The 25,624-nt window shown below is 64.4% G+C and carries 23 protein-coding genes; 12 read left to right on the top strand and 11 right to left on the bottom strand.

Annotated features, from left to right (window positions below; genetic code table 11):
* Position 1 precedes the first annotated feature (1 nt).
* Positions 2-907, bottom strand: coding sequence for an alpha/beta fold hydrolase (locus tag G513_RS0115915; protein WP_169560670.1), 906 nt, complete (start codon positions 905-907; stop codon positions 2-4).
* Between the two features lie 72 nt (positions 908-979).
* On the opposite strand from G513_RS0115915, the gene G513_RS0115910 reads away from it, so the two are divergent.
* Complete coding sequence (locus tag G513_RS0115910) at positions 980-1,849, top strand: mechanosensitive ion channel family protein (RefSeq protein WP_022977852.1); 870 nt, start codon at positions 980-982, stop codon at positions 1,847-1,849.
* 37 nt (positions 1,850-1,886) lie between these two features.
* Positions 1,887-3,299 (top strand): DUF945 family protein, encoded by a 1,413-nt coding sequence (locus tag G513_RS0115905; RefSeq protein ID WP_022977851.1) that lies wholly within the window; start codon positions 1,887-1,889, stop codon positions 3,297-3,299.
* Between the two features lie 207 nt (positions 3,300-3,506).
* Here G513_RS0115905 and G513_RS0115895 read toward each other — a convergent pair whose 3' ends face one another.
* Positions 3,507-4,736 (bottom strand): argininosuccinate synthase, encoded by a 1,230-nt coding sequence (locus tag G513_RS0115895; RefSeq protein ID WP_022977849.1) that lies wholly within the window; start codon positions 4,734-4,736, stop codon positions 3,507-3,509.
* A 166-nt stretch (positions 4,737-4,902) separates the two neighbouring features.
* Here G513_RS0115895 and rnt point away from each other — a divergent pair, with 166 nt between their 5' ends.
* The 6 genes from rnt (at position 4,903) to lipA (ending at position 12,541) form a co-directional block, all read left to right on the top strand.
* Positions 4,903-5,592, top strand: coding sequence for a ribonuclease T (gene rnt / locus G513_RS23520; protein WP_022977848.1), 690 nt, complete (start codon positions 4,903-4,905; stop codon positions 5,590-5,592).
* 98 nt (positions 5,593-5,690) lie between these two features.
* The gene (locus G513_RS0115885; protein ID WP_084711575.1) at positions 5,691-7,247 is read left to right on the top strand and encodes a glucan biosynthesis protein G; all 1,557 of its coding nucleotides are present in this window, start codon (positions 5,691-5,693) and stop codon (positions 7,245-7,247) included.
* A gap of 19 nt (positions 7,248-7,266) precedes the next feature.
* Positions 7,267-9,777, top strand: coding sequence for a glucans biosynthesis glucosyltransferase MdoH (gene mdoH / locus G513_RS23515; RefSeq protein WP_022977846.1), 2,511 nt, complete (start codon positions 7,267-7,269; stop codon positions 9,775-9,777).
* A gap of 73 nt (positions 9,778-9,850) precedes the next feature.
* Positions 9,851-10,642: a GNAT family N-acetyltransferase gene (locus tag G513_RS0115875; RefSeq protein WP_022977845.1), complete on the top strand. Its 792-nt coding sequence runs from the start codon at positions 9,851-9,853 to the stop codon at positions 10,640-10,642.
* Between the two features lie 24 nt (positions 10,643-10,666).
* Entirely contained in the window at positions 10,667-11,443 is a 777-nt protein-coding gene (locus tag G513_RS0115870) for a lysophospholipid acyltransferase family protein (RefSeq protein WP_022977844.1), read from the top strand.
* Positions 11,444-11,602: 159 nt separating this feature from the next.
* Entirely contained in the window at positions 11,603-12,541 is a 939-nt protein-coding gene (lipA, locus tag G513_RS0115865) for a lipoyl synthase (protein ID WP_022977843.1), read from the top strand.
* 8 nt (positions 12,542-12,549) lie between these two features.
* Here lipA and G513_RS0115860 read toward each other — a convergent pair whose 3' ends face one another.
* Genes G513_RS0115860 through G513_RS0115850 form a run of 3 tightly spaced genes read right to left on the bottom strand, consistent with a single transcriptional unit; the run spans position 12,550 to position 14,634 of the window.
* A complete protein-coding gene (locus tag G513_RS0115860; protein WP_022977842.1) occupies positions 12,550-12,951 on the bottom strand; it encodes an OsmC family protein in 402 nt (133 codons plus the stop codon).
* Positions 12,948-13,646 (bottom strand): N-acetylmuramate alpha-1-phosphate uridylyltransferase MurU, encoded by a 699-nt coding sequence (gene murU, locus G513_RS0115855; RefSeq protein WP_022977841.1) that lies wholly within the window; start codon positions 13,644-13,646, stop codon positions 12,948-12,950. Before murU ends, G513_RS0115860 begins: the two co-directional genes overlap by 4 nt.
* 4 nt (positions 13,647-13,650) lie before the next feature.
* Positions 13,651-14,634: an aminoglycoside phosphotransferase family protein gene (locus tag G513_RS0115850; protein WP_436197943.1), complete on the bottom strand. Its 984-nt coding sequence runs from the start codon at positions 14,632-14,634 to the stop codon at positions 13,651-13,653.
* A gap of 219 nt (positions 14,635-14,853) precedes the next feature.
* Between G513_RS0115850 and G513_RS23510 the strand changes: the two genes are divergently transcribed.
* Genes G513_RS23510 through rsmA form a run of 4 tightly spaced genes read left to right on the top strand, consistent with a single transcriptional unit; the run spans position 14,854 to position 20,261 of the window.
* Complete coding sequence (locus tag G513_RS23510) at positions 14,854-17,082, top strand: LPS-assembly protein LptD (protein ID WP_156891731.1); 2,229 nt, start codon at positions 14,854-14,856, stop codon at positions 17,080-17,082.
* 58 nt (positions 17,083-17,140) lie between these two features.
* Positions 17,141-18,490 carry a peptidylprolyl isomerase gene (locus tag G513_RS23505; protein ID WP_084711589.1) on the top strand — a complete coding sequence of 450 codons (1,350 nt, stop codon included), beginning with the start codon at positions 17,141-17,143 and terminating at the stop codon, positions 18,488-18,490.
* Positions 18,490-19,479, top strand: a complete 990-nt coding sequence (gene pdxA, locus G513_RS0115835) for a 4-hydroxythreonine-4-phosphate dehydrogenase PdxA (protein WP_022977837.1) — start codon at positions 18,490-18,492, stop codon at positions 19,477-19,479. The genes G513_RS23505 and pdxA overlap by 1 nt, the downstream gene beginning before the upstream one ends.
* Positions 19,476-20,261 carry a 16S rRNA (adenine(1518)-N(6)/adenine(1519)-N(6))-dimethyltransferase RsmA gene (gene rsmA, locus G513_RS0115830; RefSeq protein WP_022977836.1) on the top strand — a complete coding sequence of 262 codons (786 nt, stop codon included), beginning with the start codon at positions 19,476-19,478 and terminating at the stop codon, positions 20,259-20,261. The genes pdxA and rsmA overlap by 4 nt, the downstream gene beginning before the upstream one ends.
* 2 nt (positions 20,262-20,263) lie before the next feature.
* Here rsmA and G513_RS23500 read toward each other — a convergent pair whose 3' ends face one another.
* The 6 genes from G513_RS23500 to G513_RS0115800 all read right to left on the bottom strand — a co-directional run bounded on the left by G513_RS23500 (position 20,264) and on the right by G513_RS0115800 (position 25,603).
* Positions 20,264-20,554 carry a DUF3613 domain-containing protein gene (locus G513_RS23500; protein ID WP_022977835.1) on the bottom strand — a complete coding sequence of 97 codons (291 nt, stop codon included), beginning with the start codon at positions 20,552-20,554 and terminating at the stop codon, positions 20,264-20,266.
* A gap of 79 nt (positions 20,555-20,633) precedes the next feature.
* Positions 20,634-21,326, bottom strand: coding sequence for a tetratricopeptide repeat protein (locus tag G513_RS23495; RefSeq protein WP_022977834.1), 693 nt, complete (start codon positions 21,324-21,326; stop codon positions 20,634-20,636).
* Positions 21,327-21,333: 7 nt separating this feature from the next.
* Positions 21,334-22,275 carry a type II secretion system F family protein gene (locus tag G513_RS0115815; RefSeq protein WP_022977833.1) on the bottom strand — a complete coding sequence of 314 codons (942 nt, stop codon included), beginning with the start codon at positions 22,273-22,275 and terminating at the stop codon, positions 21,334-21,336.
* Positions 22,272-23,198, bottom strand: coding sequence for a type II secretion system F family protein (locus tag G513_RS0115810; protein ID WP_022977832.1), 927 nt, complete (start codon positions 23,196-23,198; stop codon positions 22,272-22,274). Before G513_RS0115810 ends, G513_RS0115815 begins: the two co-directional genes overlap by 4 nt.
* A complete protein-coding gene (locus tag G513_RS0115805; protein WP_245563134.1) occupies positions 23,195-24,400 on the bottom strand; it encodes a TadA family conjugal transfer-associated ATPase in 1,206 nt (401 codons plus the stop codon). The genes G513_RS0115810 and G513_RS0115805 overlap by 4 nt, the downstream gene beginning before the upstream one ends.
* 12 nt (positions 24,401-24,412) lie before the next feature.
* Positions 24,413-25,603: a CpaE/TadZ family protein gene (locus tag G513_RS0115800; protein ID WP_022977830.1), complete on the bottom strand. Its 1,191-nt coding sequence runs from the start codon at positions 25,601-25,603 to the stop codon at positions 24,413-24,415.
* Between the last annotated feature and the right edge of the window lie 21 nt (positions 25,604-25,624).

Genomic DNA, 25,624 nt, shown 5'->3' with positions numbered 1-25,624 from the left:
CTCAATGCCGGGCCAGGAATTCCAGCACGTGCTTGGCGAAGGCGTCCGGCGCTTCCAGGTTCATGAAATGGCCGATGCCGGCCATGCGGACTGGTTCATAACCGGCCGAGAACAGGTGCTCGGAATCGCTGAACGAGCTGTCCAGGATGCAGCCGTCGTGCTCGCCGCGGATGACGCAGGCCGGGACCTGCGTCGGCTGCAGCAGGAACTGCCAGGCAACCTTCTTGAAGAACATCGCCGGGATCGCCCGGTAGTAGCCGAGCGCGGCCTTCAGCCGCCCTGGCTCGGCGTAGTTCGCCTTCATCGGCACCAGATAGTCATCATCCGGAATCCAGCCCGGGGACCAGCTGCGCGCAAGGTTCACCAGCCAGGCGAAATCGTCCTCGCGGATGCGCCGCTCGGGCCACACCGGTAGCTGGAACTTGAACACGTAGTGCGAGGCCGCGAGCTGAGCGCGTGATGGCCGCAGCAGGAAGCGACGCAGATGCGGCACCGCCGCGGTGACGATCGCGCGCACCCGATCGGGGCGCAGTGCGGCAGCGGCATAGGTCATCACCGCACCCCAATCGTGGCCGACGATGAAGGCACGATCGGCGCCGAAGTGCTCGATCAGCGCCAGCACGTCCTGGCCAAGCGTCGGCAGCGAATAGTCGCCGTCCTCGGGAATTTCGGTCGGCGCATAGCCGCGCGTGAACGGCGCCACGGCGCGATAGCCCGCGGCGGCCAGTTCATGCAGCAGCGGCGCGAAGCTCCACGCGGTATCGGGAAAACCGTGCAGCACCAGCACCAGCGGTGCCTCGGCCGCGCCACTGGCAGGCGGCACTTCGAGGTAGGCGAACTCCAGACCATTGGCCTGGATGTAGCGCGGCGTCAGGGTGGCAGGGGCTTCGTCGGTGGTATCGCTCATCGGCATCGGTTGGGGTGGTTGCGAGGATCGGCCCGTTAAACTACCCGAACGCACGCACTTCGCGGAGACCTGATGGATTTCAAACTGGAACAACTCACCCAGCCGGAACGCTGGCTGGAACTCGGCCTGCCGGTGTTGCTGAAGGTCGCCGTGGCGTTCCTGATCTTCTTCCTCGGCCGGTTCGTCGTGCGGATGGCGGTGAAGGTGCTGCGCTCGGTGATGCAACGTGCCAATGCCGATCCGACCCTGACCGGCTTCCTCGGCAACGTCGTTTACGGTCTCGGCTATGCGCTGGTGGTGATCTCGGCACTGGGCCAGATCGGAATCAACACCAATTCTCTCGCGGCCGTCGTCGGCGGTGCCGCACTCGCCGTTGGCCTGGCCTTGCAGGGGCAGCTCAGCGCCTTCGCGGCCGGGGTGCTGCTGATCCTGTTCCGGCCGTTCCGGGTCGGTGATTTCGTCGATGCCGGCGGCATCAAGGGCACGGTCGAAGAGATCAAGATCATTCATACCGTGTTGCGCACGGCGGACAATCAGGAAGTGATCGTGCCGAACAACACGATCACCGCGGCGACCATCACCAACTACAGCGCCCGCAATACGCGCCGCCTCGATATCACCATCGGCATCGATTACGACGCCGATCTGAAGCTGGCGAAATCGATCCTTCAGGAGATCGTGCTCAATCATCCAAAAGTGCTGAAGTCACCGGCGCCCACCGTGCAGGTGCGTGCGCTCGGCGCCAGTTCGGTCGACTTCGCCGTCTGGCCGTGGGCGAAGACCGCGGAATGGGGTGACGTACAGAGCGAATTGCTGGAGCAGATCAAGCTGCGCTTCGATGCCGAAGGCATCGCCATCCCGTATCCGCAGATGGATCTGCATCTGCGCGATACAGGCGGCGACGGGGAGCGCAAAACCCTGCCGGTGGAGAACCGTCTCTGAGGCAACGGGTCAACCATTCATGAAGGAGCAGTAGACGATGAAGGCAGCAGGGAAAGCAGCACTGGCGATCGGCATCATCGGCGTCGTCGCCGTGGCAGGGCCCTATGTGATCGGTTTGCGGATCGAGTCCGCCTTTCGTGCCGGCATCGCCAGCATGAGCGAACAGAGCCCCTACCCGATCCGGATCAGCCGCTACGAGCGCGGCTTGTATTCGGCCGAGGCCGAAACCACGGTCGAGATCGTGCTGCCGCCGGAAGCCCATGCCCACGAAGTAGACCATAAGGACGAAGCACCCGCTGCGCCGAAGATCGTGCAGCTGCGCCTGAACCACGCGATCAGCCACGGGCCGCGACTCGATGGCCTGCTGCGCCTGGGTCGCCTCGTCACCACGCCGCAGCTCGATGACGATCTGAAGACCTCGCTGACGCCGCTGTTCGGCGAACAGCCCTTGCTCACGCTGATCACAGATCTTGGCGTCGCCGGCGGGATCAGCGGCAGCCTCCGGTCGCCCGCCGTCGACGCCAGCACGGCAGCTGCGGAAGCGCTCAAGGTTCGCTGGGCGGGCATCGAATCGAGCTATTCGCTGGGCGGTGGCCATCTGCTGCTGCAACTGGCAGCGCCCAGCCTCGATATCGTCGGCAACGACGGCAAGCAGGGTTCGTTCGGGCAACTGGCGATGACCGCCGACATGACCCAGGTCGACGACAGCCCGCTGTGGATCGGCACTTCGACGATCACTGTCGCCTCGCTCGCGCTCAAGTCTGCCGAAGTCACGTCGACGCTGAACCAGTTCGCGCTCAGCTCCGATACCAAGCTGGTCGACGGCGCGATCAGCTCCGGCGTGCAGTTCTCGGCGACCAGCTTCGAAGCCGCGGGCACCCGGATCGACCTGCCCCGCCTGACTGTGACCTTCGATCATCTCGACACGGCGGCGACGATCGCGATGTCGACCGCGGCCAATCGCTATCAGCAGACGCATGGCAAGGACGCGGCCGTCGATCCGGCCGCGATGATGGCGGAGTTGAAGCCGGCCTTCAGTCAGCTGGCAGCCGGCCATCCCGAGCTGCGCGTCGACGAACTGTCGTTCGGCAGCCCCGCCGGCGCGGTGAAGGCCGAGGGCAGCCTGCGCTACATCGGCGATGCGAACTTCGACGATTTCTCGCCGCTGACCGATGTCGAAGGCCACGCCCAGTTCGATGCCCCGCTCGACTACGTCAACCTGCTGCTGAGCCAGAAAATCCGTGCCGATCTGGCCGGCAACGCCGGTGTCGCACCCAACGAAGTGCCGCAGGAAGTCATTGCCAGCGCGCTGCAGAACACTCGCGACGCCTTGATTGCACAGGGTTTGCTACTGGTCGACGGCCAGCAGGCGAAAAGCGTCGCCGCGTTCAAGGGCGGCGTGCTGACCATCAACGGCAAGGCCCTGGGCGCTGGCGTTCCGGGAGGCTGAAACGGAAAATCCCCGTCATGCAGGACATGGCGGGGATTGGGGCGCTGCCTGAAGCGGAGGCTTACTTCGACTTCTTCTTGGCCTGCTTCTCGGCCTTCTTTTCCTTCATCGTCTTCAGCGGTGCTTTCTTTTCGGCTTTTTTACTGTCCATGCCTTTGGCCATGGTCGTGCTCCGGTGGTTGGGTGGTGGATGAAATCTAGCTGAGCTTAGCGCGCGTCGCGTGTGGCGCCGGTCCGCAGACGCAGGCCGTTCAAACGAATGAAGCCCTCGGCGTCTTTCTGATTGTAGGCGCCGCGATCGTCCTCGAAGGTCGACAGGCTGGCGTCGAACAGCGAATCCTTCGAGCGGCGGCCGAGGTTGTAGATCGCGCCCTTGTAGAGCTTCAGGCGCACATCGCCGTTGACCCGGATCTGGCTGTCGTCGATCAGGGCCTGCAGCATGCGACGCTCCGGGCTCCACCAGTAGCCGTTGTAGATCAGGCTGGCGTACTTCGGCATCAGCTCGTCCTTGAGATGCGCCTGTTCGCGGTCCAGGCACAGGCTTTCGATCGCACGATGCGCCTTGAGCAGGATCGAGCCGCCCGGCGTTTCGTAGCAGCCGCGTGACTTCATGCCGACGTAGCGGTTCTCGACCATGTCGAGACGGCCGATGCCGTGCTTGCCGCCGAGCGCGTTCAGGCGATCGAGAATCTGGAACGGCGTGCCGGCTTCCCCGTTGATCGCGATGGCATCGCCGCGCTCGAAGCTGATGGTGATTTCTTCGGCTTCGTTCGGTGCATCTTCCGGATTCTTGGTCCAGCGCCAGATGCTGTCATCCGGGCTCCACCACGGGTCTTCGAGACCGCCACCTTCATAGGAGATGTGCAGCGCGTTGGCGTCCATCGAGTACGGACTGCCGCCGCCCGGCTTCTTGGCGATCGGAATCTCGTGCTTGGCGGCGTAGGCGAGCAGCGATTCGCGCGAGTTCAGATCCCATTCGCGCCACGGCGCGATGACCTTCACGCCCGGCCACAGCGCGTAGGCGCCGAGTTCGAAACGAACCTGATCGTTGCCCTTGCCGGTGGCACCGTGGCTGATCGCATCGCAACCGGTGCTGCGGGCGATCTCGACCAGGCGCTTGGCGATCAGCGGCCGGGCGATCGAGGTGCCGAGCAGATACTCACCTTCGTAGACGGCGTTGGCGCGGAACATCGGAAACACGAAATCACGGGCGAATTCCTCGCGCAGATCGTCGATGAAGATTTCCTTCACGCCGAGCTGCTGCGCTTTCGGGCGTACGTGATCGAGTTCCTCGCCCTGGCCGATATCGGCCGTGAAGGTGACGACTTCGCAGCCGTAAGTGTCCTGCAGCCACTTCAGGATGACGGAGGTATCGAGGCCGCCGGAGTAGGCGAGCGCGACTTTGCGGACCTGATTGGTTTTTCTTGTCTGGGTCATGGAATTCGGACGCTGGCAGCAGGGGACGGGGAAGGCGGCGAATTATAGCGATGCCAGACGATCGAGCTTGCGGTCAGGCCTTGACGCGCGGGCCGTTCATGCCGCAGCGCGGCATCGCTGATCCCCCATCGGCTAAACTCCGCCCCGAACTCTCCCCCGGCATCCCATGGAACTCCCCCCCGCCCTGCTTGACGCGTTCAAGCCTGCGCCGCGTATTGGTCAGCGCTTTCGCGGTTTCCTGCCGGTGGTGGTCGACGTCGAAACCGGCGGCTTCAACAATCGCACCGACGCGCTGCTGGAAATCGCCGTGGTGCTGCTGAAGTTCGACCGCGAGGGCAACCTGGTCCGCGATGTCACCCACGCCGCCCACGTCGAACCGTTCCGGGGCGCGAACATCGAAAAGGCCTCGCTGGAGGTCAACGGCATCGACCCGACCAACCCGCTGCGCGGTGCCATTCCCGAGCGTGAAGCGCTGGCCCAGGTGTTCAAGCCGGTGCGTCAGGCGGTGTCCGAACATGGCTGCACGCGGGCTATTCTGGTCGGCCACAACGCCCATTTCGATCTCGGCTTCGTCAATGCCGCGGTCGGCCGCTGCGATATCAAGCGCAATCCCTTCCATCCGTTTTCGGCTTTCGATACCGCGACCCTGGGCGGCGCGATCCTCGGCCAGACGGTGCTGGCGCGGGCGCTGGAAGCGGCGGGCCTGCCTTACAGCACGCGGGAAGCCCATTCGGCGATCTACGACGCCGAGCGCACCGCCGATCTGTTCTGCCTGATGATCAATCGCCTGCGAGGCGTGTACGAATCCTTCCTTGCACCAACCGTTGCCATACCGGCGGTCACGTCATCCGTTTAAGTTCTTGTTCGGCCATGGGCACAGTCCGTGCTCATCCGATGTTGCGCTCGTGGTCACGTAAAATGCCGCGACGCTTTCCGATCACAGACCCCTACCCGATGAATTCGACCGACCGACGGCACGCCCGATGGCTTGCCTTGCGCCTGCTGAGTGGGGCCTGCGCCGTACTGCTGAGCTGCGCTGCCGTGCATTCAGGCCCGGCGCAGGCTTTTGATCTCGAAGATGTTTCGGCGAAAGCCAAGGCGCTGGCCGCCCAGCCGTTCGAGAAACCGGAAGGACGGTTGCCCAAAGCCTTGCAGCAGCTCGGCTACGACCACTACCGCGATATCCGCTTCAAGCCGGATCGCGCGCTGTGGCATGCGGAAAAACTGCCATTCGAGTTGCAATTCTTTCATCAGGGCCTTTATTACGACCGGCCGGTGAAGATCAATGAGGTCAATGGCCGGGCGCTGCGCGAACTGAAGTTCACGCCGGATGATTTCAACTACGGTGACAACAAGGTCGATGCCGAATCGTTCCGCGATCTCGGCTACGCCGGCTTCCGCGTTCATTTCGCAGTCAACACGCCCAAGTACAAGGACGAGGTTCTGGTGTTCCTCGGCGCCAGCTATTTCCGCGCGCTCGGTGCCGGGCAGCGCTATGGCTTGTCGGCTCGTGGTCTTTCGATCGACACCGGCCTGATTTCGGGCGAGGAATTCCCGCGCTTCACAGAGTTCTGGGTGGTTCGCCCGGAAGCCAACGCCAAGGAACTGGTGATCTACGCGCTGCTCAATTCGCGGCGCGCCACGGGTGCCTACAAGTTCATCCTGAAGCCGGGCTCGGAAACAGTGATGGACACCAAGGCGCGGGTGTTCCTGCGCGAAAACGTCAGCAAGCTCGGCATCGCGCCGCTGACCAGCATGTTCTATTTCGGCGAGAACCAGCCGGCCGATCACGAGGATTACCGTCCGGAAGTGCATGACTCGGATGGCTTGTCGATCGCTTCCGGCACCGGCGAGTGGATCTGGCGGCCGCTGGTCAATCCGAAGCGTTTGCTGGTGACGTCATTCTCGATGTCGAACCCGCAGGGCTTCGGCCTGATGCAGCGCGACCGCAAGTTCGAGCGCTACGAAGATCTGGAAGTGCGCCATGAACTCAGGCCCAGCCTGTGGATCGAGCCGAAGGGCGCCTGGGGTGCCGGCAGAGTCGAGCTAGTGCAGATTCCGACACCGGACGAGACCAACGACAACGTCGTCGCCTACTGGGTGCCGGACAGCGTGCCGCAGCCGGGCACGCCGCTGGCGCTCGACTACCGCATGCTCTGGCAGATGGACAAGGAAAAGCGGCCGCCGCTCGCCTGGGTCGAGCAGAGCCGGCGCGGACGCGGCGGTTACGGACGCGGCAACGACGGCAGCATCGGCTTCGTGATCGATTTCACCGGTCCGGCGCTCGAGAAGCTGAAGGCCGACGCCAAGATCGAAGGTGTGGTCACCGTCGACGGCAATGGCGAATTGCTGGAACGCACGACTTATCGCAACGAAGTCACCGGCGGCTGGCGTGTCTCCTTGCGCCTGAAGCGGGTCGATGAAGACAAGGCGGTCGAGTTGCGCGCCTACCTGAAGGGCGATAACAACACCCTGTCGGAAACCTGGAGCTACGTGCTGCCGCCGGGCTGATCCGGGCAGTACATCGATCATGGACTCATCGAGCGCCTCGCCTACCTCCCTGGCTGCAGCAGAAGCGTACTGCGCGAAGCTGCATCTGTCGGATGCCGCGCGTGCGGACTTGCTGGCGAAAGCCGCGCGGTCGGCGGATCCCCTGGTCGAGGTCCATCACCTGCTGGCCGGGGAAGGGTTCGATACCGAGAATCCGGCGCTCAGCTCGATCGCACCGCGCCTGAAAATGGCGCTGGACGGTGCCGAACGACACGGCGAGCAGCTGGAAAGCCGCGCCTTCACCGAAGACCTGCAGGGCCGGGTGCGCCTGGCAACGATGCCGACGCTGCGCCGCGCATCGTTCACGTCGAGGCCATGGTCGCCGAATCCGCTGAAAGCCCTGTTCCGTTCGATCGGCCGCCTGCTGCTCGGCGGCAGCAGCCAGCGGCCCGAGGAAGGCAGCGCTGCCGTCCCGGAACCGGATGCGCCAATGCCGGCCGGCCGCTGGCATGTGGCTGCCTCGGTCCGCCGCTTCATCCTGGTGTTTCTGGTCATCGCCCAGACCGTGGTCGCCACCTATTACATGACCGCGGTGCTGCCGTATCACGGCGCCCATGCGCTCGAAGTGGCGATGCTGATCCTGTATGCGGTGCTGTTCGCCTGGGTATCGGCCGGGTTCTGGACGGCGATGATGGGCTTTCTGCAATTGCTGATCGGCCAGGACCGCTATTCGATCAACAGCAGCAAGGTGCCGGACTCGAAACTGCCGGGTGGCGCGCGCACCGCAATCCTGATGCCGATCTGCAATGAGAACACTGCCCGCGTGTTCGCCGGCCTGCGCGCCACCTACGACTCGGTGATGCGCAGCGGACAAGGTGCAGCATTCGATTTCTACATCCTCAGCGACACCTCCGATCCGGACATCCGCGTCGCCGAGCTTGAAGCCTGGCTGTTGCTGTGCCGCGAAGTCGGTGGCTTCGGCCGCGTGCATTACCGGCGCCGTCGCCATCGCATCAAGCGCAAGAGCGGCAACATCGCCGACTTCTGCCGGCGCTGGGGCTCGGCCTACAAGTACATGGTGATTCTCGACGCCGACTCGGTGATGAGCGGCGCCTGCCTGGTGCGTCTCGCCCAGTTGATGGAAGCGAACCCGAGCGCCGGCATCATCCAGACGGCGCCGCGCGCCTCCGGCCGCGACACGCTGTACGCCCGCATCCAGCAGTTCGCGACCCGAGTCTACGGCCCGCTGTTCACCGCCGGCCTGCACTTCTGGCAGCTCGGCGAAAGCCATTACTGGGGCCACAACGCGATCATCCGCGTGGCGCCGTTCCTGGCCCACTGCTCCCTGCCCCGCCTGCCGGGGCGTGGTGCCTTGTCCGGCGAAATCCTCAGCCACGATTTCGTCGAAGCGGCCTTGATGCGTCGTGCCGGCTGGGCGGTGTGGATCGCCTACGACCTCGACGGTTCCTACGAGGAAATGCCGCCGAACCTGCTCGACGAGTTGAAGCGCGATCGCCGCTGGTGCCAAGGCAATCTGATGAACTTCCGCCTGTTCATGACCTCCGGCCTGCATCCGGCACATCGCGCGGTGTTCATGACCGGCGTCATGGCCTATCTGTCGGCACCGCTGTGGTTCACCTCGCTGGTGCTGTCGACGGCGCTGCTCGCCGTGCAGACCTTTGCCGTGCCTCAGTACTTCACGCAGCCGAACCAGCTGTTTCCGTCCTGGCCGGAATGGCATCCGGAATGGGCGATCGCGCTGTTCTCGGCGACGGCCACCTTGCTGTTCCTGCCGAAAATCCTGGCGGTGATCGTCATCCTCGCGAAAGGCACCCGCAACTTCGGCGGTGGCCTGACCCTGACTTTCAGCATGCTGATGGAGCTGATCTTCTCGGCGATGCTGGCACCGGTGCGCATGCTGTTCCATGCCCACTTCGTGACCGCGGCGCTGCTTGGCATCGGCATCCAGTGGAAATCGCCACCGCGCGAGGACTCGCAGACGCCGTGGTCGGAAGCGATCGCCCGTCATGGCTTCGGCACCGTGCTCGGCGTGCTCTGGGCGGCACTCGTCTACTACCTGGAACCCGCGTTCCTGTGGTGGCTGCTGCCAGTGGTCGGCGCCCTGATGCTGGCGATTCCGCTGTCGGTCTGGTCCAGCAAGGTGACGCTGGGCAGGACCTTCAAGAACGGCCGCTTCTTCCTGATTCCCGAGGAAGCGGTGCCGCCACGCGAACTGCGCTGGACCGCGCTCGGCTTCAAGCGGGCGCCGGAGTACTCCGATTTCCGCGTGGCCGTGACCGATCCGATCGCCAATGCACTGGTCTGTTCGGCCGGCACGGCACGGGCGTTCCACTCGGATGCCACCAAGCGCGAGCGTCTGGCGCTGCTGCAGACGGCCTTGATCCAGGGGCCGGCAAAGCTCGATGCGAATCAGAAGAACATGCTGTTGACGGATTCCATCGCTTTATCAAGACTGCACCACCTGGTCTGGACTTCGACCGAAGCCCACAAGAGCTGGATGACGAACGTCAATCCGGCCGCGCTGTCATAAATGCTTCAAGCCGAAGTCATCACATTTCAACGCGACGTTCATAGAGTTTGCGAAATGTTCGTCGGAGCAAGTCATGTCCCCAGTGATTGAAACCAGCACACCGGAAAGCACGCCCCGCTTCATCGCCGGCTTTGCGACCACGCCCGACGAGATCGCAGAGACTCAGCGTCTGCGCTATCGCATCTTTGCCGGCGAGATGGGTGCCGACATCGACGGCGGCGCAGAAGGCCTCGATACCGACCATTACGATGTCTGGTGCCGCCACCTCACGGTGCGTGAAACCAGCAGCGGCCGTCTGGTTGCCTGCACCCGCATCCTGACCGACGACAAGGCCTCGCGCGCCGGTGGCTTCTATTCCGCCGGCGAGTTCGATCTGAAGATGATCGACTCCCTGCCCGGCCGGGTCATGGAAGTCGGCCGCACCTGCGTCGATGCCGAATATCGCAGCGGTGTGGTGATCGCCGTGCTCTGGCAGGCGCTTGCCGAGTTCATCATCAAGAACGAATTCGACTATCTGTTCGGCTGCGCCTCGATCGGCCTGGAAGACGGTGGTGCCAACGCCCACGCGATCCTTGGCCAGATCAAGCAGAAATACATGGCCGCGCCCTGGCAGAGAGTGCGTCCGCTGATCCAGTTGCCGATCGCCGATGCCCGCCCGGTCGACAAGGTGCGCCTGCCGCCGCTGCTGAAAGCCTATTTCAGCCTCGGTGCCAAGGCTTGCGGCGAGCCGTACTGGGATCGCGAATTCAACTGCGCCGACGTCTTCGTGCTGCTCAACGTCAGCGATCTGCACCCGCGCTACGCCCGCCACTTCCTGGACCGCTCGAAGATCGAAGAGACGACTGTTGTTGCGGGTCACGCTTAGGGCGCTGCGTTCATAACGTCCGCAATGACTTATCTACGGGTAGGCACCAAGGGCCTTCGGGTCATTTCCCACCTGCTGGTGGGGCTGCTGCTGCCGATCCTCGTCATCATCAACGGCCGCGGTCGCTGGTCACGCGAGAACCTCGCCACTTGGTGGCACAGGGTGCTGCTGCGCATCCTCGACGTGAAGCTGATCGTCCGTGGCACGCCGTTGGCCGGCACCAAGGTGATGGTCTGCAATCACATCTCCTGGCTCGACATCCCGGTGGTCGCTGCCTGCGAAGCGACGCGCTTCGTGTCCAAGGCCGAAGTCGGCGAATGGCCGGTGATCGGCTGGCTGGCTGATGCCTGCGGCACCTTCTATCTGCGCCGCGGCTCGGGCGGCACCAAGCAACTGATCGAAGCAATCGATCAGCATCTGGGCCGCGACTCCATCGTGTTCTTCCCGGAAGGCACCACCACCGACGGTTCGATCGTCCTGAAATTCCAGCCGCGCCTGTTCGCGACCGCGATCGAAACGAAGCGGCCGGTACAGCCGATCGCGCTGCGCTTTTCACGCGCAGCCGACGGCACAGCCACTGCGCCCTACATCGGCGACGACGTGCTGCTCGACAACATCATCCGGCTGCTCAAGCACGGCGCGATCACCGCGGAAATCATCTATTGCGCAGCGATCGATCCGGAGGGTCACGACCGAGCCAGCCTCGCACATGCCGCGCACACGGCGATCTGCAGCGCCATCGCACCGGATTCGATCCGTACGTTGATCGCGCGCGAAGCCCGCGACTCGATCGCGGCTTGAGCCAGCTCAGCCCGGCTAGTAGGAAAGTAGCAGCGCCTCGCCCGGCGCAATCGGCCCTGCGGTCGTAAACTACGCGGCATTCCAGACACATCAGGTTCTCCTGTGTCCCAGTCGCCCCCTGTTGCCCAGCCTGCCCCGCCCGCTCCGATCGTTGTCGGCGTGAAGCTGCGCGCCGCCGAGAAGATGGCGCGCATTCCGATCAAGGTCGAGCCGACCGTCAACCCGCTGCGCAAGCCGAACTGGATTCGCGCCAAGCTCGGCGAATCGGCCGAAGTCGCCAAGGTCAAGGCAGCGCTGCGCGCCAACGGCCTGCACACGGTCTGCGAAGAAGCCAGCTGCCCGAACCTGTCCGAATGCTTCGGCAAGGGCACGGCGACGTTCATGATCATGGGTGACATCTGCACCCGGCGCTGCCCGTTCTGCGACGTCGCCCACGGCCGCCCGAATGCGCTGGACACCGAGGAACCGGCCAAGCTGGCCCGCACCATCGCCGACATGGGCCTGCGCTATGTGGTCATCACCAGCGTCGATCGCGATGACTTGAAGGACGGCGGCGCCGCCCACTTCGCGGCCTGCATTGCCGAGTCGAGAGTTGCTTCTCCCAAGCTCGTCATCGAAGTGCTGGTACCGGATTTCCGCGGCCGCATGGACCCGGCGCTGGCGATCTTCAAGGACAACCCGCCGGACGTCTTCAATCACAATCTGGAAACCGTGCCGCGCCTGTACAAGCAGGCCCGCCCCGGTTCGGACTACGACTGGTCGCTGGATCTGCTGGAACGCTTCAAGGGCCTGCACCCGAACGTGCCGACCAAGTCCGGGCTGATGCTCGGCCTCGGCGAGGAGATCGAGGAGATCGAGCAGGTGATGCGCGATCTGCGCGCCCACGGCGTCAACATGCTCACCTTGGGTCAGTATCTGCAGCCGTCGAAGCACCACCTGCCGGTGAGCCGCTACGTGCACCCGGACGAGTTCGAGCGCCTGCGCGTGGTCGGCCTGGAAATGGGCTTCGATCACGTCGCCAGCGGGCCGATGGTGCGCTCCAGCTACCACGCCGACCAGCAGGCGCATGGTGTGCTGGCCGGTGAAACCAGCGCCTGAGACTGCGCTCAGGCCTCGGCGGTCAGCGTGCTGATCTCGAACCGCCCGCTCAATGCCTTGTGGATCGGGCACTTGTTGGCGATGCCGGTCAGATAGGTTTTCTGCTCCTCGCTGAGCGCGCCGATGAAGGCCAAGGTGCGGGTGATCCGGTAGACGCCATCGGCTTCGGTGAAGGCGATCGTCACTTTCAGATCGTCGAGCGGAATCTGCCGGCGCTGGGCGACCATGGTCACCGTCAGCGCAGTGCAGGCACCGAGTGCGGCATTGAGCAGGTCGTGCGGATCGGGCCCGCCATCGTCACCGCCGGAAGCGATCGGTGCATCGACGCTGAACAGGTGACGGCCAGCGCTGACCACCTGCATCAGCTTGCCATCGGCGGCCTTGCTGACCTGGATTTCGGGACTGCTCATCGAACCTCCTGCGTGAATTGAGCTTCAAGGATGGCCAGCCGCTCCGGCGTGCCGACATCGATCCAGTTGCCGCGGTACAACTCGGCGCTGACTCGGCCACGGATCGCGGCATCGCGCAGCAGCGGCGCCAGCGGAAACGCGCCGGGTGTGCAGTCCACGAACAGTTCGGGACGCAGCACCGACAAGCCACTGAAGGTATGCGCTTCGGCACAGGCGGTGATCAAGCGGCCACCATTCTCGTCACCGGCAAGACCGAAATCGCCGCGCAGGTTGTGCGGCGGATTGGGCACCAGCAGCAGATGAGCGAGATCGTCGTCCGGAAGGGTCGTCGCACGCGCGCCGAGGCGTTCCAGCGGGTAATCGCTCCAGACATCGCCATTGATCAGCAGGAATGGCGCAGCGCCGAGCAAAGGCAGCGCGTGAAAGATGCCGCCGCCGGTTTCCAGCGCTGGCCAGCCTTCTTCGGACCAGGCGATCGACAGACCGAGCGCCGAGCCATCGCCAAGATGGTCGCGCAGCCGATCACCGAGCCAGCCAAGATTGATGACGATGTCGGTGACGCCGGCCGACTTCAGTCGCAGCAGGTGATGCTCGATCAGCGGCCGGCCGGCAACCGGAATCAGCGGCTTCGGCGTATGGTCGGTCAGCGGTCGCATGCGTTCACCACGACCGGCTGCAAGGATCATCGCTTTCATGTGATCAAACGAGCGGCACAACCGGCAGCACGTGGTGTTCGAACAGTTTCGCCAGCGGCACCAGTTCCGCATAGCGGACGGCGACATCGATCACGTAGCGGACGAAGCGCGGCGTGTCGGCGAGATACTTCGGCTTGCCGTCGCGATAGTTGATGCGGGCGAAGATGCCGAGCACCTTCAGATGGCGCTGCAGGCCGATCCAGTCGGCATCGCGGCGGAAGGCGACATAGTCCGCAGTCAGCGGCAGCCCGGCCATCAGGCCCTGCCGGTGGTACTGGCGCAGCCAGGCATCGACACGCGCTTCCGGCCAGCTCAGGAAAGCGTCCTTGAACAGGCAGATCGGGTCGTAGGCGATCGGACCGTAGACGGCATCCTGATGGTCGAGCACGCCTGGGTTCGGCTGGCTGATCATCAGATTGCGCGGCATGTAATCGCGATGGACATAGACCTTCGGCTGCGCGAGTGCGGCGGCGATCAAGGTCGTGCAGACCGACTGCCAGGCAGCGAGATCGTCCCCGCTCAAGCTGACGCCGAGGTGGCGGGACAGATACCAGTCCGGGAACAGCGCCAGTTCGCGCGCCAGCAGCGGCTCGTCGTAGTCCGGCAGCACGCCGGGGCGCGACGCGAGCTGCCACTTGATCAGCGTGCCGATTGCCGGCGCGAACAGCTCGTCGGCATTGTCGAGCGTGAGGACATCGAGATAAGTCTGCGCACCGAGGTCGGCCAGCAGCAGGAAACCCTGCCCGAGATCCTGCGCCAATACCTGCGGCGCATGCACACCGGCTTCGAGCAACAGCGCGCCGACTTTCAGGAACGGCCGGCAGTCTTCCTGCGCGGGCGGCGCATCCATGACGATCCAGCTGCGGCTTCCATGAACGATACGAAAATAGCGCCGAAAGCTGGCATCGGCCGAAGCCGGTGCGAAGCTGGCACCGCCCGGCTCGACACTCAGGCCGAGAGAAGCAAAAGCCCAGTCGCGCGCCTGCACGGCGCGGGAATCGAGGGCGTTCAGGGAGGCAGCAACGGAAGCGGAGCCGGTCACGGGCAGGAAGCTGGAGATCGAAGGGAAGCCATAGGGTAAGAGCGCGCCGATGCAATTGCACCGAGCGCCGGACGACAATGGCCGGGATGATCGCGCCGGGCGCAAAATAATTGTCAACAGGCCCGAGCAAACCCATACTTCGCCGGCCTTCAAGGACCCTCCAGCTTGCGACCCTCTACGTTCCGACTGCTGCGCGCCTGCGCGGTCTTATCAGTGCTGTGCAGCAGCGCCGCTCGCGGCGAACCGGCGTCGTGCCCGCAGATCGATTTCACCAGCGAGATGCCGCCGATTCCGGCCGATCCGAAACTGGTGCTGAACGCAGACAAGGTCGATTTCAACGAAGGCGGCCAGTCCAGCCTCAGCGGCTCGGTGCGGGTCAGCCAGAACGGCCGCGAGTTCGCCGCCGAGAAGGTCGATTACAGCGAATCCGACCAGCGCCTGCGCACCGATTCGCAGACCTTGTTCCGCGACTCGCGCTACGCGATCCGCAGCGGCCAGACCGACTACGATCTGAAGCTCGGCAACGGCGTGTTTCTCAACAACGATTTCACCCTGCGCTCGATCAACGGCCGTGGCGTGGCCGAAAAGATGTCGGTGGCCGAGGCCGGCAATGCCACGCTCGAAGGGGTGCGCTTCACCACCTGTGCGCCCGGCAACGAGGCCTGGACGCTGACGGCATCGACCATCTCGCTCGATCAGGACACTGGCCGCGGCGAAGCCACCAATGCGCTGCTGCGTTTCCAGGGCGTGCCGCTGTTCTACCTGCCCTGGTTCCAGTTTCCGATCGATGGCCTGCGCCATTCCGGCTTCCTGTTTCCGATCGTCGGCAACAACCAGAACACCGGCTTCGACATTCGCTGGCCGGTCTATCTGAATCTCGGTTCGAACTACGACGTGACCCTGATTCCGCGCTACCTTTCAGAGCGCGGCGCGCAGATCGGCGGCGAAGGCCGCTATCTGTTGTCCAGCAATGAAGGTTCGCTGTTCGGCGAATACCTGCCGAGCGACGACAAGCTCGGCGGCGAAAGCCGCAGCTACATCGACTACCGCCATGTCGGCGCACTGAGCCGCAGCCTCGGCGTCGAAGCCAAATACGGCTATGTCAGCGATCGCAACTACTTCGCGACCTTCGGCGGGGGTGTCGATCTGACCTCGACGCCGTTCCTGGAGCGCGGCGTCAAATTCACCTATCAGGCACCGACCGTGTTCCGCGTCGAAGCGCTGGTGCAGGAATACCAGACGCTGGCCACCACCCAGACTTCCAGCCTGACCGGCCTCGATCCGGACCCGTACACGCGCCTGCCGCAGATTCGGGTCGACGGCCTGAGCAAGAACAGCTTCCTCGGTACCCGCGCCGGCCTGTTCGGCGAGTTCACCAACTTCGCGCGAGCCGGCTCGGTGGAAGGCCAGAGAGTCATCGCCCAGCCTTATCTGCGCTGGGAACACGATCAGCTGTCCTGGTATGCGAATGCCCAGGGCGATCTGTCGTACACCGCTTACAACCTGACCAACACCGATGCCGGCGTGCCCGATGCACCGCGCCGCACCTTGCCGCTGCTCAGCGCCGAGGGCGGCCTGCGCTTCGAGCGCCTGACCGGTGGCGGCAACGTCCAGACCCTGGAACCGAAGCTGTTCTACCTGTACGTGCCGTATCGCGATCAGAACCAGCTGCCGCTGTTCGACAGCGGCCTGCCCGATTTCGATTTCCCGCAGCTGTTCGCGCGCAATCGCTACTCCGGCTACGACCGGGTATCCGACGCCAACCAGCTGACCACAGCGGTCACCTCGCGGCTGATCGAAAGCGACTCCGGCATCGCCCGGCTCAGCGCCACGCTCGGCCAGATCTACTATTTCCGCGGCCCGAGAGTCGATCTGCCCAACTTCGCCACGCCGAGCGAAGGCGGCTCCAACCTGCTCGGCAATCTCGAATACCAGCTGACCAGCCGCTGGTCGGCAACCGGCACCAGCGAAGTCGCGCCGACCCTGGACCGCGTGCAGCGCAGTTCCGTCGCGCTGCGCTACCGGGACCCGGAAGCCAGCGCCGGCGGCCGCCGCTTCGACCTCGCCTATCGTTATCGGCGTGATCTGCTCGAACAGGCCGATGCCAGCTTCTCGACGCCGATCACCGATGCCTGGCGGCTGGCGGCGCGGATGCGTTACAGCCTGCGCGACGACAGCACGCTGGAAGCCTTCGGCGGCGCCGAATACCAGACCTGCTGCTGGGCAGTCAGCGCCACCTATCGTCGCTATCTGGTTGGCGGCGTCGATCGCTTCAACAACGGCTTTTACGTGCAGCTCGAGCTGAAGGGCCTGACCCGGATCGGCAACGGCTTCGAACGCCTGCTGCCGAATGATGATTTCGACAGCGACAGGCGCAGCCTGGGCAGCCGCTGAAGCCACTTAAGCCGCGCGTGATAACCTTTTCGCCCGTTCCGTCTCACCTGTGCTGATGATGCCCACCAAGTCCCTGCTCAAGCTCGCATTCCTGATCGTCGCCACTCTGACTGGCGCGAAGGCGCTGGCGGCGGTGGAGTCACTCGATCGCATCATCGCCGTGGTCAACGATGGTGTTGTGTTGCAGAGCGAGATGGAACGCGCCCTGAAGATCGCCGAAGCCCAGCTGCGCGATCGCAACATCCCGGCGCCGCCTGCCGGCGTGATCGAATCACAGGTGCTGGAGCGCCTGATCGTCACCCGTCTGCAGACCCAGCGTGCCGCCGAAGCCGGCATCCGCATCGACGATCGCGAACTGAACGACGTGCTGGCCTCGGTCGCCGCGCAGAACAAGATGAGCCTGCCGCAGTTCATCGACGCGCTGAAGAAGGATGGTCTCGACTACGCCTCGGTCCGCGAGCAGATCCGCGACGAAGTGCTCACCCAGCGCGTGCGCCAGAAGGAAGTCGCTTCGCGCGTGCAGGTCACCGATCAGGACATCGATCTGGCGCTGGCCACGGCCTCCGCTGAAGACACCACCGAATATCGTCTCGCCCACATCCTCGTGTCGGTGCCGGACGGCGCCACCACGGAAGTCCGCGAAGCGGCGCGCGCCAAGGCCACGGCGCTGCTGGCCCGTGCCCGGGGTGGCGAAGATTTCACCCAGCTGGCGATCGCCAATTCCGATGGCCAGCAGGCGCTGTCCGGCGGCGATCTCGACTGGCGCAAGGGCGCCAACCTGCCGACCGCATTCGCCAAGGTCGCCCCGAAGCTCGCCATTGGCGACGTTGCCGACATCATCGAATCGGGCAGCGGCTTCAATCTCATCAAGCTGACCGACAAGCGCGACGCCGGCGAGCGCACCACGGTCAGCGAGACCAAGTCGCAGCACATCCTGCTGCAGGTCAACGCCCTGCGCGACGACGACGGCTCTCAGGCGCTGATTCGCGAGATTCACGAGCGCCTGGTCAAGGGCGAGGATTTCGCCGCGCTGGCGAAGAAGTACTCGGACGATCCGGGTTCCAAGAATTCGGGTGGTGATCTCGGCTGGCAACCGCCGGGCGTGTTCGCGCCGGAGTTCCAGAAAGCGCTCGACGAACTGCAGCCGGGCCAGCTGAGCACGCCGTTCCACACCCAGTTCGGCTGGCATATCGCCAAGGTCAATGATCGCCGCACGCGTGACGCGACGGTGGAAGCTCGTCGCGGCCGCATCCGCACCTCGATCTCGGTGCGCAAGGAAGCCGAGGAGTACGAGACCTGGGTTCGTCGCCTGCGCGAGGAAGCCTATGTCGAGTATCGGATGACCACGCCCGATGCCGCGACGCCCCCTGCCTCCACGACGCCGCCTGCTGCCACGCCGGCAGGCTAGTGGCCGCATTGCCCCGCCTGATCGTCACGCCGGGCGAACCGGCGGGCATCGGCCCTGATCTGATCATCCGCATCGCTCAGGATTCGCTGGCCGCGCAGCTGGCGGTTGTCGCCGATCCTGAGCTGCTCACAGAGCGCGCTGCGCTGCTCGGCCTGCCGCTGCGCCTGGTCGCGGCCAGCGATGCCGTCCATGTGCCGGGCAGCCTGCAGGTGCATCCGGTTGAAACGGCGGCACCGGTCAACGCCGGTCATCTCGATCCGGCCAACGCTGGCTATGTGCTGCACACCTTGCGAGTCGCCGCGCGCGCCTGCCTGTCTGGCGCTGCCGATGCGATGGTCACAGCACCCGTGCACAAGGGCGTGATCAACGACGCCGGCATGCCGTTCACCGGCCATACCGAATTTCTCGCCGAACTCTGCGGCGCGCCGCTGCCGGTGATGCTGCTCGCCGCTCCCAAGCTACGCGTGGCGCTGGCGACTACCCATCTGCCGCTGCGTGCGGTGTCGGATGCGATCACCCGCGAGGGTCTGGCCGCCGTGCTGCGGATCGTCGATGGCGACCTGCGCAGCAAGTTCGGCATCGCCCGCCCGCGCATCCTGGTCTGCGGCCTGAATCCGCATGCCGGCGAAGGCGGTCATCTGGGCCGCGAGGAGATCGACACGATCATTCCCGTGCTCGATCAGCTTCGTGCCGAAGGTCTGGACCTGATCGGCCCGTTGCCGGCCGACACGCTGTTCACTGCCAAAGGACTCACCGGTGCCGATGCCGTACTTGCGATGTATCACGACCAGGGCCTGCCAGTGCTGAAGTCCAGCGGCTTCGGCGAGGCAGTGAACATCACGCTCGGTCTGCCGATCATTCGCACCTCGGTCGATCACGGCACCGCGCTGGAACTGGCCGGCACTGGCCGCGCCGATACCGGCAGCTTGCGGGCGGCAATCCATGCCGCCATCGAACTGGTCGCGCGCCGTCAGGAGATCGCTCGATGAGCGCACCGAAAAAACGCTTCGGCCAGCATTTCCTGCACGATCAGGCGGTACTTGATCGCATCGTCCGCACGGTCAATCCGAAGCCGGACGATGCCCTGGTCGAGATCGGCCCAGGCCGCGGCGCACTGACCCGGCTGCTGCTGCCGAAGGTGACGCGGCTGCGCGTGGTCGAGATCGATCGCGACGTGATCGCACCGCTGCGCGCGGCCTGTGGCCAGTCGGAGAAGCTGGAAATCCACATGGGCGATGCGCTGGAAGTCGATTTCGCGCAGTTCATCGACGATGGCCGGCCGCTGCGCCTGGTCGGCAATCTGCCGTACAACATTTCTACGCCGCTGCTGTTCCACCTGCTCGGCATCGCCGGTCTGGTGAAGGACATGCATTTCATGCTGCAGAAGGAAGTGGTCGACCGCCTGTGCGCCGAGCCAGGCAGCGATGACTACGGCCGGCTGACGGTATCGATGGCGGCGCGCGCCGCAGCGGTCAGTCTGTTCGATGTCGGCCCGGAAGCCTTCCATCCGCCGCCGAAGGTCGATTCCGCCGTGGTTCGGCTGACGCCGAGGCCGGCGCCGTTTCCGCTGGCTGATCTCGGCGCTTACGAGCGACTGGTCGCCGCAGCGTTCAACCAGCGGCGCAAGACCCTGGCCAATGGCCTGAAGGGCTTGCTGACAGCGGCGCAGATTGCCGCTGTCGGCATCGAGCCAGGTATCCGCGCCGAGCAGTTGTCACCCGCCGAGTTCGCGAGGCTGTCCGATGCTTGGGCCAGCCTACCCGCAGGCTGAACTCATTTCTCCTTGGTCGCGAACGAGTCGCGATCGAATTTTTCCGGGATCGGATGCTTGAAGCTGTCTGCATAGCGATCATAGATATTCTTCGAGGCGTCGCCTGGCAGCGGCCGAGCGGTACGGGATGCCGCGCTGCCGCCGGTCTGCAGATTGGTCCAGTCGCGCGTCGTCGAGCCGAAGCTCGTGGCCGCCGCTTCGCCGCTGGTGGCGCTGGACGCTTCCTCCGCGCAAGCAGAACCGGCAGCAAACGCCAGTGCGAATACCGGAACCAACATGATCTTTGCGCGCATCTTCCTTCTCCTGTGTGACCGGCGAACTCGATCCGCCGGTCGGTGAAATGGGTTCCCTGCAGCAGGGCCGTTCGTCGGTTCAGCTCGGCGTACGGACGCTTCGTGCCGCCTGCCGGCTGCGGATGCTCTGGGCCTCGGCACGCAGCCGTTTCATCGTTTCCGCCGTGGCGCCCGCCTGCTTGGCCATCTGATCGGCGCCCGGCTGATTGCCGGTCAGCAGCATCAGGATGATCAGATTGTTGCGGCTCTTGAGCTGCGCCGGCGCCAGCTCAGCGGCCGTCGACAACTCCGGCAGCGCTTCCGAATAGCGGCCGGCTTCCATCAAGGCATAACCCAGATCGTTGCGAATCTCGACATCGGTCGGCAACTTCGCCGAGGCGCTGCGCAGCGCCCGGATCGCGCCTTCCAGATCCTTGCGGGTCAGCATCAGACCGATGCCATGCCAGGCCTTGCCTTCCAGCGCGCCGCCCATCAGACGTCGGTACAACAGTTCAGCCGCAGCGGTCTGCCCCAGATGGCGGCGTGCCTCGGCTTCCAGGTAGATCAGCTGTGCGCTGTCCGGCGCCGCCTGCTTCTGCTCCTGGATGTGCGCGAGCGCTGCGTAATACTGACCTTTGTCGAGCAGGCCGCGAATCACGTCATCGCGAATCTCGACGACCTTGGAAGGATCGGCCGCGATCGGCTCGTAATCGTCCGGCGGCGTCTGGCGAACTACCCGCTGCGCGCAGCCGCTCAGTAGCAACACGATGACCAGAAGCGATAACCGATTCATGGTCGAATCACTTGCCCGCAACCGCGCCCAACGTGCGAATGATGCTGAGGGTCGCTGGCCCCGCCACGAAGATCAGCAGTGCTGGAAAGAAGAACAGCACCATGACCACGGTCAGACGGCCGGAGATGATGTTGACCTGCTCGCGCAGATCAAGACTGCGGCGCTCTTCGATCAGCTTCATCATGTCGAGCAGCGGCTCGCGCACTTCGCCGCCGTAGCGATCGACCTGGCGCAGCACGCCGATGATATTGCTCAGGTCGTCGACCTCGAGCATGTCACCGAGCTGGCGCAGCACTTCGCCGGTATCGGCACCGGTATCGAACTGGCGCACGGCGGAATCGAATTCACGGCCCAGTTCGGGCAGCACGCCACGGCCGTCGCGGACGATCGAGGCCAGCGCCTGACGCGTCGACAGGCCTGCTTCGAACAGCAGCACCATCAGGTGCACGAATAGCGGTACCTCGCGCTTGATCTTCTGCCGCCGCGTCGCTGCAGCTCTGCGAAGCACCATTCGGGGTAGCAGCAGCGAGATCGCGAATGCCGCGAAGATCATCGCGTAGAGCATCGGCGGCTTGAATAGCTCGGCGCCGCTCAGCACACCGATGAATACGCCAATGCCGAGCAACACCGGCACCAGCCCCTGCAGCGCGTAGAAGATCAGTCGCGATTCTGGCCCTCGCCAGCCAGCCTGAGCCAGCAGGCGCGGCGTCTCGCCTTCCTTGTCGACCAGCTTGTCCAGAGACTGGCCACGGCGGGCAAAGCCTTCGAGCAGCTGCTTGTGTTCGGCACCATCGAAGTTGTCGCCTAGCTCGGCACCGCCGAGTTCGAGACGTTGGCGCAGACGCCGGCCGGCGCGGGCATCGAACGCCATCCAGATCAGTACGCCAATGGTGGCGATGCCGAACAGCACCGCGCCGACCACGACCATCGCATAGATCGTCGGACTCATGATTCGCTCTCGTCGATGCCCTTCAGCATCCGCCACATGGCCACGAAGCCCAGCAACAGCATCGTCCCCGAACCGGCCAGCAGCAGCAGGCCGGTGGAGTCGTTGATCATCACGTCGTAGTACTTCGGATTACTGACATACATCCAGGCGAACAGGCCGATATTGATGAAGGCCAGCATCTTGGCGGAGAAGCGGGTTTCGGCCGTCAGTGCGCGCAGTTCCTGCGCGGCCGACGAGCGCTGGCGAATCACCACGATCAGGCTTTTCAGCACGCCGCGCATGCTGCCGCCGTACTTGCGGTTGATGCTGGCGGCGAGCGCCATCACTTTCAGATCACGCAAGCGGTAGATCTCGCCGGCTTCGCTGAGCACCTGTTCCAGCGGCGCACCAAGGCGAACCTGGCGACCGATCGAGGAGAACAGCGGCCGGATCGGATTGGGCGCTTCGCGCGCCGCTTGATTCAAGGCTTCATCGAGCGTGTTGCCGGCAGCGAGCACGCGAATCACGTTTTCCAGGTAAGCCGGCAATTGCTCGACGATCTTGATCCGGCGCCAGACCGCGCGCTGGATCAGCAGCATGTAGACCAGGGTCAGGCCGATGCCAACCACCGGCAGGACGATGAAAGGCCCGACGATCACCGTCAGCAGCACTGTGGCCACCACAATGCCGAGAAGCAGACGGACCACGGCCTCCGGACGGATTTCCGAGCCCGTGCGCCAGAACAGATGGCAGATCCAGCGCAGCACGGGATTGCGGATCGTCGAACTACCCTGACTGATCGCGGCCTCGTCGGCGCCGCTGACTCGCAGGCGCATCTTGACGTCGGACTGGTACTCCTGGTCCCGCGCCTGCAGGAACAGCCATACGGCGACGCCGAGCAGCAGCACGGCGCCCAGCACGATCAAGGTCACTCCGGCGTTCATGCAGCCTCCTGAGGCACCACGATGCCGGACTCGGGTTCGTAGCGGAACACGTTGTGCATCACCAGTTCGCTGCCATCGAGGCCGCGCAGTTCGCTGATCGACATGACCCGACGCTGGCCGCTGGACAGGCGCGAGACATGAACGACCAGCTGGATCGCCGCGGCAATCTGGCCGCGCAAGGTCTTTTCGCCGCCGGTGTAGCCCGCGAAGCCGGCGAGCAATTCGATGCGATGCATCGCATCGCGAACATTGTTCGCATGCAACGTGGTCATCGAGCCATCATGGCCGGTGTTCATCGCCTGCAGCATGTCCAGCACTTCGTCGCTGCGTACCTCGCCGACGATGATCCGATCCGGCCGCATGCGCAGCGCGTTGCGGACCAGATCGCGCGCGCTGATTGCCCGCTGGCCCTCCAGATTCGGCGGCCGGGTTTCCAGGCGCACGACGTGGTTGTGGCGCAGGCGCAGTTCGGCGGCATCCTCGACGGTGACGATGCGCTCGCCCGAAGGAATCCAGCTGCTCAGCAGGTTCAGAAACGTGGTCTTGCCCGAGCCGGTGCCGCCGACGACGATCAGATTCGTCCGCGTCTCGACCTTGCGCTTCAGGTAATCGAGTTCCGGCTGGGTGATGCTGCCGCTCTTCAGCAGGTCTTCCGCCGTCAGCGGCACTTTCTTGAACTTGCGGATCGAAAGGCAGGGACCGTCGAGCGCGATCGGCGGAATGATCGCGTTGACTCGCGAACCATCGGGCAGACGGGCATCGACCATCGGCGTCGATTCGTCGACCCGGCGACCGAGCGGCGCCAGGATGCGCTGGATCACGCGGATGACGTGGTTGTCGTCATTGAAGCGCACCGGCGCCGAATAGAGCTTGCCGCCGCGCTCGATGAAAACGTTGTGCGGGCCGTTGACGACGATGTCGTTGACGGTGTCGTCATCGACCAGGCTCTGGATCGGCCCGAAGCCAAGCAGTTCGTTGCGGGCATCGGCGATCAGCGCTTCGGACTCGCGCTGGTTGACCGGCAGCCGCTGTTCGAGCACATAGCGCTTGACCTGCTCGGCGACGAAGCGCTCGACCTTGTCGGCAGGCCAGGTGTAGATGTCGAGCTTGCGATCCTCGATCTGGGCAATCAGGTGCCGGTGAACGCTGCTCTTCAGCGTCTGGTACTGATCCGACAGCCGGAACCGCTCGATCTGATCCATCGACATCGCCGGCTACCGGAGCAGACGATCAAGAAAGCCCTGTGGCGCTGCCACGGCCTTCATGTCGCCGGACAGCAGCAGCCCCGCCAGTTCCTGCATGCCGGCGCAGTAGGGATCCTTCTTGGCCAGCGTGTACAGCGGCTCGCCGGAATTCATCGACAGCAGGCGGTTGAAGCTTTCGGTCTGCAAGGAACTGAGCAGCGGCAACTCGAACAGCTCGGCGAGATTGCGCGGCTCCAGCCCCAGGCGCCGACGATAGTTGTCGACCACCAGCGCGGTGCGATCCAGTGAGCAGTCCTGGGCGCGCAAGGCACGCAGCAGATACTTGTTGTGGCGCGATTTCAGGATCGACTGATCAGACAGCAGCAGGCTGCGATCAGCCATGCTGACCAGACCAGACAGCGCCGTGATCGGTGCATGGCCATCGACGGCCACCACCATGTAGGTGAACAAGCCACGCAGCACCTGCATCAGCTTCAGCAACTGATCGGCATCGAAGCTGGCCCGGCCGAGCAGATCCTCGGGCAGGCTGAGCACATAGAGGCCGCTGGCATGCTTGGGAAACGCAGTATCGATCAGCGTCTGATCGCAGCGATGCGCATCATTGACCGCATCGAGCACGTTGTAAGTCGGATTCAGGTTCAGGAAGATCGCCGCCGCACCGGACGGTGTGGCGAGATCGACCAGCAGCACTTTTTCGCCCGGGTTGATGCGCTCGATCAGTGCCAGCGCCAGATGCTCGGCGAAGAAGGCGATCGACTCATGCGGGTGGCCGGACAAGGTCAGGAAAATCTGCCCGGCCTTGGTCGGCACGGCGGCCGATGCCGTGGCCGTACGCTTCAGCAGGCGGCCGATCTGAGGCCCGAGCTTGGCGTCGTCCCGGCCGCGCACGAAGTAGTCGCGGGCGCCCGCACGCATCGCAGCGAGCATGCACTCGGCATCCTCGCTGGCACCGAGACCGACCACCGGAATCTGCCAGTGACGCTCGAGAAACTGTTCGACGAAGCTCGCACGCATCATCGCGTTGGCCGGCGTGAATTCGCAGAACACCAGGCCATAGCGCCCCTGCGCTTCGACACTGGCCAGCAATTCCGTCGGCACCAGGCCGCGGATCACGACAACGTCGAGATTGGTGTCCTCGGCGTCCTGCAACCAGGATGCGAATTCCGGATCGTCGGCGACGACCAGCACTTTCGTCTTCATGCGCAGCACATCTTCACGGTC

Source organism: Nevskia ramosa DSM 11499, from assembly GCF_000420645.1.
In the GTDB taxonomy this organism is placed as follows: domain Bacteria; phylum Pseudomonadota; class Gammaproteobacteria; order Nevskiales; family Nevskiaceae; genus Nevskia; species Nevskia ramosa.
The sequence above is the reverse complement of the archived record's forward strand: the minus strand, read 5'-3'. Positions and strand labels throughout refer to the sequence as shown.

What these genes read in the sequence shown, in the direction of transcription:
- G513_RS0115915 (WP_169560670.1), bottom strand. Translation starts at nt 907, where the DNA reads ATGAGCGATACCACCGACGAAGCCCCTGCCACCCTGACGCCGCGCTAC.
- G513_RS0115910 (WP_022977852.1), top strand. Translation starts at nt 980, where the DNA reads ATGGATTTCAAACTGGAACAACTCACCCAGCCGGAACGCTGGCTGGAA.
- G513_RS0115905 (WP_022977851.1), top strand. Translation starts at nt 1,887, where the DNA reads ATGAAGGCAGCAGGGAAAGCAGCACTGGCGATCGGCATCATCGGCGTC.
- G513_RS0115895 (WP_022977849.1), bottom strand. Translation starts at nt 4,736, where the DNA reads ATGACCCAGACAAGAAAAACCAATCAGGTCCGCAAAGTCGCGCTCGCC.
- rnt (WP_022977848.1), top strand. Translation starts at nt 4,903, where the DNA reads ATGGAACTCCCCCCCGCCCTGCTTGACGCGTTCAAGCCTGCGCCGCGT.
- G513_RS0115885 (WP_084711575.1), top strand. Translation starts at nt 5,691, where the DNA reads ATGAATTCGACCGACCGACGGCACGCCCGATGGCTTGCCTTGCGCCTG.
- mdoH (WP_022977846.1), top strand. Translation starts at nt 7,267, where the DNA reads ATGGACTCATCGAGCGCCTCGCCTACCTCCCTGGCTGCAGCAGAAGCG.
- G513_RS0115875 (WP_022977845.1), top strand. Translation starts at nt 9,851, where the DNA reads ATGTCCCCAGTGATTGAAACCAGCACACCGGAAAGCACGCCCCGCTTC.
- G513_RS0115870 (WP_022977844.1), top strand. Translation starts at nt 10,667, where the DNA reads ATGACTTATCTACGGGTAGGCACCAAGGGCCTTCGGGTCATTTCCCAC.
- G513_RS0115860 (WP_022977842.1), bottom strand. Translation starts at nt 12,951, where the DNA reads ATGAGCAGTCCCGAAATCCAGGTCAGCAAGGCCGCCGATGGCAAGCTG.
- murU (WP_022977841.1), bottom strand. Translation starts at nt 13,646, where the DNA reads ATGAAAGCGATGATCCTTGCAGCCGGTCGTGGTGAACGCATGCGACCG.
- G513_RS23505 (WP_084711589.1), top strand. Translation starts at nt 17,141, where the DNA reads ATGCCCACCAAGTCCCTGCTCAAGCTCGCATTCCTGATCGTCGCCACT.
- rsmA (WP_022977836.1), top strand. Translation starts at nt 19,476, where the DNA reads ATGAGCGCACCGAAAAAACGCTTCGGCCAGCATTTCCTGCACGATCAG.
- G513_RS23500 (WP_022977835.1), bottom strand. Translation starts at nt 20,554, where the DNA reads ATGCGCGCAAAGATCATGTTGGTTCCGGTATTCGCACTGGCGTTTGCT.
- G513_RS23495 (WP_022977834.1), bottom strand. Translation starts at nt 21,326, where the DNA reads ATGAATCGGTTATCGCTTCTGGTCATCGTGTTGCTACTGAGCGGCTGC.
- G513_RS0115815 (WP_022977833.1), bottom strand. Translation starts at nt 22,275, where the DNA reads ATGAGTCCGACGATCTATGCGATGGTCGTGGTCGGCGCGGTGCTGTTC.
- G513_RS0115810 (WP_022977832.1), bottom strand. Translation starts at nt 23,198, where the DNA reads ATGAACGCCGGAGTGACCTTGATCGTGCTGGGCGCCGTGCTGCTGCTC.
- G513_RS0115805 (WP_245563134.1), bottom strand. Translation starts at nt 24,400, where the DNA reads ATGGATCAGATCGAGCGGTTCCGGCTGTCGGATCAGTACCAGACGCTG.
- G513_RS0115800 (WP_022977830.1), bottom strand. Translation starts at nt 25,603, where the DNA reads ATGAAGACGAAAGTGCTGGTCGTCGCCGACGATCCGGAATTCGCATCC.